At 69.5% G+C, this 6635-nt stretch carries 9 protein-coding genes; 7 read left to right on the top strand and 2 right to left on the bottom strand.

Translation table 11 applies throughout. The features are described from left to right. The first annotated feature begins 418 nt into the window (after window positions 1-418). Window positions 419-1795, top strand: a complete 1377-nt coding sequence (locus tag J3P44_RS21815) for an MFS transporter (protein WP_255892602.1) — start codon at window positions 419-421, stop codon at window positions 1793-1795. Window positions 1796-1857: 62 nt separating this feature from the next. Further along, on the top strand, window positions 1858-2241 hold the full coding sequence (locus J3P44_RS21810) for a VOC family protein (protein ID WP_255892601.1): 384 nt from the start codon (window positions 1858-1860) through the stop codon (window positions 2239-2241). Between the two features lie 330 nt (window positions 2242-2571). Here J3P44_RS21810 and J3P44_RS21805 read toward each other — a convergent pair whose 3' ends face one another. Continuing rightward, the gene (locus tag J3P44_RS21805) at window positions 2572-2703 is read right to left on the bottom strand and encodes a hypothetical protein (protein ID WP_255892600.1); all 132 of its coding nucleotides are present in this window, start codon (window positions 2701-2703) and stop codon (window positions 2572-2574) included. Between J3P44_RS21805 and J3P44_RS21800 the strand changes: the two genes are divergently transcribed. From J3P44_RS21800 to J3P44_RS21785, 4 genes are all read left to right on the top strand, one after another. Next, complete coding sequence (locus J3P44_RS21800; protein WP_255892599.1) at window positions 2690-3010, top strand: hypothetical protein; 321 nt, start codon at window positions 2690-2692, stop codon at window positions 3008-3010. The two genes, J3P44_RS21805 and J3P44_RS21800, sit on opposite strands and share 14 nt — an antisense overlap. Next, window positions 2980-3348 (top strand): hypothetical protein, encoded by a 369-nt coding sequence (locus tag J3P44_RS21795; protein WP_255892598.1) that lies wholly within the window; start codon window positions 2980-2982, stop codon window positions 3346-3348. Before J3P44_RS21800 ends, J3P44_RS21795 begins: the two co-directional genes overlap by 31 nt. After that, entirely contained in the window at window positions 3330-3461 is a 132-nt protein-coding gene (locus tag J3P44_RS21790) for a hypothetical protein (protein WP_255892597.1), read from the top strand. Before J3P44_RS21795 ends, J3P44_RS21790 begins: the two co-directional genes overlap by 19 nt. Window positions 3462-3553: 92 nt before the next feature. After that, a complete protein-coding gene (locus J3P44_RS21785) occupies window positions 3554-3943 on the top strand; it encodes an OsmC family protein (RefSeq protein ID WP_255892596.1) in 390 nt (129 codons plus the stop codon). A gap of 90 nt (window positions 3944-4033) precedes the next feature. Here J3P44_RS21785 and J3P44_RS21780 read toward each other — a convergent pair whose 3' ends face one another. Next, window positions 4034-4915, bottom strand: a complete 882-nt coding sequence (locus J3P44_RS21780) for a tetratricopeptide repeat protein (RefSeq protein WP_255892595.1) — start codon at window positions 4913-4915, stop codon at window positions 4034-4036. A gap of 231 nt (window positions 4916-5146) precedes the next feature. On the opposite strand from J3P44_RS21780, the gene J3P44_RS25655 reads away from it, so the two are divergent. Next, on the top strand, window positions 5147-6301 hold the full coding sequence (locus tag J3P44_RS25655) for a glycosyltransferase (RefSeq protein ID WP_255892594.1): 1155 nt from the start codon (window positions 5147-5149) through the stop codon (window positions 6299-6301). Window positions 6302-6635: the final 334 nt, after the last annotated feature.

Here is a 6635-nt window from a genome sequence, read left to right as displayed (position 1 = left end):
CCCCGCCGACCACACCACCGCATGATTGCTCGTCTGAGCGCCCCACGGACACGGACTGCCCGTACAGCTCCACGTGATCAACGCCGAGGACTGCTCCGGCTCTGCCGTAGATGTCGCGGAAGCAGGTCCCAGCGCAAATCCGGCGAGTCCTGCCAAGGCCAGTGCCAGGCTCGTCGCCAGCAGGACAAGACGGCGCGGCGGCCGACGGCGGGTGCGCGTCTGATGCGCAGCCATCCGGGAGGCAGCCACGTGGCGTGACCGAGTCATCTTGGAAAGACTAGGTACGTCGTCGTCCATCGCCGCGACAAGTCAGCCGCTGTCCCCCGTTCTGGGGATGGCACAGCGCGACGCGACGACGGAAGTGGCAGGCGCAAATCGGATTGACCTCAGGTGCACATGAGGACCTACCGTCCTTGCCATGACCATGACCAGGAGCGAGCCGCGCGAGCGCCTGCTCTCGCCGGCCTACGCGGCCACCACGATCGGCCTGTTCTCCCTCATCGCGTTCGCGGCCTTCGAGGCGATGGCGGTCACGACCGTGATGCCGACGATCGCCCGGGACCTCGACGGCTTCGACTACTACGCCCTCGCCTTCGCCGCACCGTTCGCCAGCGGCGTGGTCGGCATGGTGGCGGCCGGGATGTGGGCCGACCGCACCGGCCCCCTGCGCCCACTGGTCGTGTCGCTGATCGGCTTCTCGCTCGGCATGGTCGTGTGCGGGATCGCCCCCACCATGGAGGTGCTGGTCCTCGGCCGGGTGCTGCAGGGACTGGGCGCCGGCTCGATGGTCGTCGTCGCCTACGTGCTCGTCGGGATGGTCTACCCCGCCCGGCTCCAGCCGGCGGTCTTCGCCGCCTTCGCCGCCGCCTGGGTGCTGCCGGCGCTGTTCGGCCCCGGGCTCGCGGCCTACGTCGCTGGGACGATCGGCTGGCGGTGGGTCTTCCTCGGCATCCTCGCCCTCGTCGCGCTGGCCGCGGCGCTCGTGACCCCCACCGCGCGGTCCCAGCCGGCGCCCGCCGAGCCCACCGACACCCCGCGCTCGCGGCTGGCCTGGGCGGTGCTCGCCGCTGTCGCGGTGCTCTCCCTGGAGCTGCTCGGATCGGGCACCGGCGTGACCCTGGTCGCCGCCGCCGCCGCGTTGGTGCTCGTCGTCGTCGGCCTGCGTCCCCTGCTCCCGTCCGGCGTGCTCGTGCTGCGCCGGGGGCTGCCGTCGGTGATCGCCACCCGTGGCCTGCTGAGCGCCGCCTTCTTCTGCGCCGAGGCCTACATCGTCTACGCGCTCCAGGAGCGCTGGGACCTCACGCCCGGTCAGGCGGGCATCGCCCTGACCTGCGTCGGCGTGGTCTGGGCGGCATCGAGCCAGGTCTCCTCGCGACTGGGCGAGCGCGTCTCGCACGAGACCGCCCTGCGCGTCGGTACGACGATCGTGCTGGTCGGGGTCGCCGGCATCGCGCTGCTGGTGTGGCTGCGGTCCCGCGGTGCGGACCTGCCCGCCGTGGCGCCGGTGGCGGCGTACGTCCTCGCCAGCGTCGGCATGGGCTTCGCCTACCCGCGCACCAGCGTGGCCATGCTCGCGGCGACCACCGACGCCGACCGCGGCTTCAACTCCTCCGCACTCCAGGTCGCCGACTCACTCGGCGCCGCGCTGGCCCTGTCGGTCAGCGGGATCGCGTACGCCAGCGCTGGGCGTGCTGACATCGATCCCTTCCCGGTGGTCTACGGCCTGGCAGTGCTGATCGCCGTGGTCGGCGTGCTCGCCGCCCTGCGGGCGACCAGGTCGACCAGCTCCGCCTGAGGATCCTCAGGTATCGAGCCTTGCGGTCACCCGCTGACCTGTTCCGGTCCTAGCCTCGTGCCATGGACATGAAGCTGGAGCTGGTGATGGTGCCCGTGACCGACGTCGACCGGGCCAAGGAGTTCTACGAGAGGGTCGGCTTCGTCGTCGACCACGACCGGACCGTGAGCGACGAGGTGCGCTTCGTCCAGCTCACGCCGCCAGGATCGGCGTGCTCGATCGCCATCGGTCGCGGTCTCACGCGCATGGAGCCGGGTTCGCTCGACAACATGCAGATGGTCATCGCCGACGCCGACGCGACCCGCGCCGGCCTCGTTGCGCGCGGTATCGAGGTGAGCGAGGTCGACGAGCTGGAGTGGGGCCGCTTCGTCTTCTTCGCCGACCCCGACGGCAACGGGTGGGCGCTCCAGCAGCTGCCCGACTGGTCGGCGGCAGCACCTTCATAACGTTTGGTCGAGCAGCGTCCGAACGCACCGAGCGGCGACTCCAGATCGCGTCGCCAGCATCGAGATCCTGTTCGAGAAAAGTCTTCCACAGCCACCTGGGCCGCATCGCCCGACGCATCGGCAACGTGCTCCGGCAGGTCGGCGGGGAAGGCACTCCCGCCGTGCAGGACCTGCCTCGGCGAGATCGCGCTGGCGCGGGGCGCCGGCGTCACCGCCACCCAGCATGCGATCGCCGACGTGCTCGACCTCCAGCACCGCCTCCCTCTGACGTGGGCCGTGTGCCTGCGCGGCGACTGCGAAGTCTGGGTCGCTCGACGCGTCGCGAAGCTCTCACGGCACCTCGCCCTCGACAAGGTCGGCGTGGTCGACCACGCGATCTCGAGGATGATCGCCACCGAGTCCGTCGGGCGGGTGCTCGATGTCGCCGAGGCCAAGGTCATCGAGGCCGATGTCGATCTCCACGACGCCGCTCCACCCCGAGGAGCTCCGGGCGATCGCCCTGGGCTGGCTGGCCCGGCCAGCCGAGCTCTTCACCCTCCTCCTCGAGCACACCGCTCCCGACCCGGACCCAGAGCCCGACCTCGACCTCGACGTGCCAGCGGAGCCCACCCTGGCGCGCGCCCTCGCATTCCCCGCCGACCTCGTTGACGAGCTGCGCGACCTCGACCTCACGCCGCTGGCGCCCCGGGGCGTGCTCCACGTCCACCTGCACCAGGGGTGCTCCACGGCGTCGATGGCGTGGCCCGGGTCGAGGGCTTCGGCCCGGTGACCCTCGGCCGGCTCGCCGAGCTGTTGGCGCGGTTCGATCTGAAGGTGCAGCCAGTCAAGGACCTGTCCGACCGGGTTCGCTACGGCGTCTACGAGCACCCGGAGTCACTCCGCGACCAGGTCCACCTCGTCACCGGCGGCGACTACTGGCCCTGGGCGGGCTCCACCAGCCGCCAGGTCGACCTCGACCACCCGACTCCCTTCGACCACGGCGACGAGGGCCGAGATCCCCCGCCGGACCAGACCGGCTCCCACAACTCCGGCCCTCTCGGCCGACGACACCACCGCTGGAAGACCCACGCTGGCTTCCGGTCACGCCAGTGCGGCGAGGGTGGCTGACCCCGCACGGGCTCGGCTTCCTCGTCGACCACACCGGCACCCACCGAATCCACCCGGAGAAGGCACGGATGATCCTCGAAGCGCCCGCGGGCGTGGACATCTACCCGGCGTAGGTGTATTCCCGCCGTTCGTCAAGCGCCGAGGTAGGACGCACTCATTGCGGCGACCAGTCGGGTCGGGCCGTCTCTACGGGCAGAATCTGCGCATGAACCTGTCACCCTTCGGTGTGCGCGCGACTGTCGGAACCCTCCGCGCCGTGGAAGGGGTCGTGCTGCACCACGCCTGGACTGATGCAGGTGTGGTGGTCGGCCCGGCTGGTAACGGCGCTCAGTTGCTCCATCTGTCAGTGGCCCTCTGCGTACTGAACGACACGTACCGTGAGGCGGAGAGACTCGGGATCGAGATGGCTGGCGTCGCGGTCGAAGTTGATGGCGGCTTTGACGACGAGTGGCGCTCGACCGGTATTGCCTACTCCGTGACCCTGGACTCACGGGCTCCGGCCGAAGACCTGGCTCGCCTCGGTGCAGTGGTCGACGAGGTCGCCGAGATCCCACGCGCGATTCGTGCTGGCGCGGTGGTTGCGCGGCGCGTGTAACGGTCGGTGCTCAGGCACCGCTTCCCGGCGCCAACTCCCGGTCACCGCACGTTCAACGGGACAACGAGGACCAAGTGCACACATGCGTCGCTACCAGAGAAACTCGAGGTCCACCACATCGAGGTGTGGTCGCTCGGAGCTCCAGCGGGCCAGGCACTCGCCCAGGTCGAGTTCTGAACCCGCAAGTCCGAGGCGCTTCACATCAGAGGGCGGGGGATCATGTGAATGATCTGCGTCTGGTGAACCGTGGGAGCACTCTGAGCACATCACCCGGATCCCGGACCACTCATCCACTCCGAGGCCACGCGGGCCGACGATCTGGCTCAGTCCTTCAAGATCATCTGGTGATGCCCCCGCAATCTGCGCCTGCCAGGTAGGGAGTCCGGAGCTCTCCAACAGCGCCAGTTCGTCGAAGACGGCGACCTCGCGGTCGCCGAGCCGGCGAGTGCCTTTCGGCTCCCCGTCATGGAGCACCACGTCGCGAAAGCGGTGCCCGGACTCGGGGAGAGGAACGCTGGCGATCACGGCGTGCGCAGGACTGCGCCGCCAACACCACACGACCTCCGTCTCGCCGAGGTGCGGAACGTGCTGGTGGGTCAAGCTCGGTCGATCGGGGTTCAGCCGGATGGGGCTCATGCCGTAATCGACATCGATCGGATCGTCGCCCTCCTGGAACTCAGTCATGCCGAACGCGCGCCATGCCCGCCGAGCCGTGGCCCAGTCGCCCAGGGCGGTGGCGGCGATTCCCAGGTTCCAGGCTGCGGGGTTCTGCCCGTCGTACTCCTCAATGTCCTCGGGAGTGATGAGCGAGAGGGCACGCTCGTTCCGCGCGATCGCTTCCGACCAGTTGCCAAGCGCCTTCGACAACAGCCCGGCCTCGAACCAAGCAACGAACTTGTCGGGCGCTGCGGCGAGCATCTCCGTCGCGAGTTCGCCGGCGCGGACTGCATCGCCTGCGTCGTTTGCGTCCATCCAGTCGGACCAGATCTCCCTCGGCGGCGCGGCTGCGAGGCCCCCGACCCCAGAAGCGTGACATGGGGCCAAGCCTGCCTGACTCGTCGGCCGGACGCATGCAGCCGGCCATCGCGCAGGCCATGGATACGCGGCGCTGTGACGCACGTGTCCGGGATGCGGCTCGCCAGCAGTGGACGCCATCCGTGGTGACCCGACTCCGGATCCGTCCTATGGTCAGACGATGAGGATGTGGAGCGTACGCCACACGACGACGCCGTGAAGGTCGTCCTCGCCTCCCTGCCGGCGTTCGGTCATCTGTATCCCTTGGTGCCGCTGGCCCTTGCCCTCGAGCGGACTGGGGCGGAGGTGGTGTTCGCGACTGGCGGGGAGTTCGCGAGCCGACTGCCGGCGCGGACTGTGGCGGGTGCCGAGGAGTCGTGGGCCTTCTCCGACGCCACGTCGGAGATCGGGCGACGAGTCGAACGGCTGGGCGAGACAGCGTCGGACAAGGGTCTCGGACAGACGCTGTTCGTCGAGCTCTGCGCGCCGCACGTCGTGGATGTCATGACCGGAGTACTGGAACGAGAACGACCCGACCTCATCGTCTTCGAGCAGAGCAACGTCGGTGCTGCCATGGCCGCCCACACGACCGATGTCAGGGCGTTCTGCTTGGCCATCGTCGGCTGGGGCCGCCAGTGGTCGGCCATCTACGAAACCGTGGCAGCGATGGCCCATGCACCGGCAGCCGGCGCATTGGCCGAGGCTCTCATCGACCCACACCCGCCCTTCCTGGCTGATGTCGACGCCACCGCGCCGTTTCCTACGATGGCGATGCGCCCGACGGCCTGGTCCCCGGACGGTCCGGTGCAGCCGTGGCTGCTCGAGCCACGGCGGGCGCCGCGGGTGTACCTGACCATGGGGACGGTCTTCGGCAGGGCCGACCTGCTCCGCGCGGCGGCACTCGAGATCGCCGACACGGGATGTGAAGTCCTGGTGGCCACGGGACCTGGGATCGAGCCGAGCGCCCTCGGTGACATGCCGGCAGCGGTGCACGTCGAACAGGAGGTCCCACAAGCGCACCTTCTGCCCTATGTCGACCTCGTCGTGCACCACGGCGGAACTGGCACGGTCATCGGCTCCCTCGCCAATGGGCTGCCGCAGATCGTCGTGCCACAAGGCGCCGACCAGTTCTGGAACGCCGACCACCTCGCCGCCGAAGGTGCCTGTCGCATCGTGCCCCCGGGCGCGCCGCCCGGCTCGATCGCTGCGGCTGCCACCGCCTTGACCAGACAGCAAGCTCCCGAACGTGAAGCGGCACGGCGACTGGGACGCGTCATCGCCGCGATGCCCAGCCCCGACGCGGTCGCGCAACAGCTACAGACAACACCCGCCCCGCCGAGATGACCGGAGGGGCTGGGGGAGGCCACGCCACGGCTTTCCGAATGCCGGCACCTCGCAAGCCCATCTCTGGGGGAAAGGTCGCGTCGTCTGGCCGTCAGCATGGCGGCGAGCGAGTGCGATCAGGGAACGGCTGCGCCCGGTCTGCGTAGTCTCGTCACATACGTCGAGCGAAGACGCCGCAGGAGAAGAAGACGCTGAGCCTCGAGAAGGACCGTCGCAACTCCTACGGCGAGACCGTGCCCACTCACCGGCTGCTTGTTTCATTGACGCAGGACCGGCGCCTGGCGAGGCTCGGTCCAGGCGCCCGGGCTGTCGCTCCCTTTTCGGCTGCCCACGC

This window comes from Nocardioides astragali (assembly GCF_024436375.1).
GTDB lineage: Bacteria > Actinomycetota > Actinomycetes > Propionibacteriales > Nocardioidaceae > Nocardioides > Nocardioides astragali.
The sequence above is the reverse complement of the archived record's forward strand: the minus strand, read 5'-3'. Positions and strand labels throughout refer to the sequence as shown.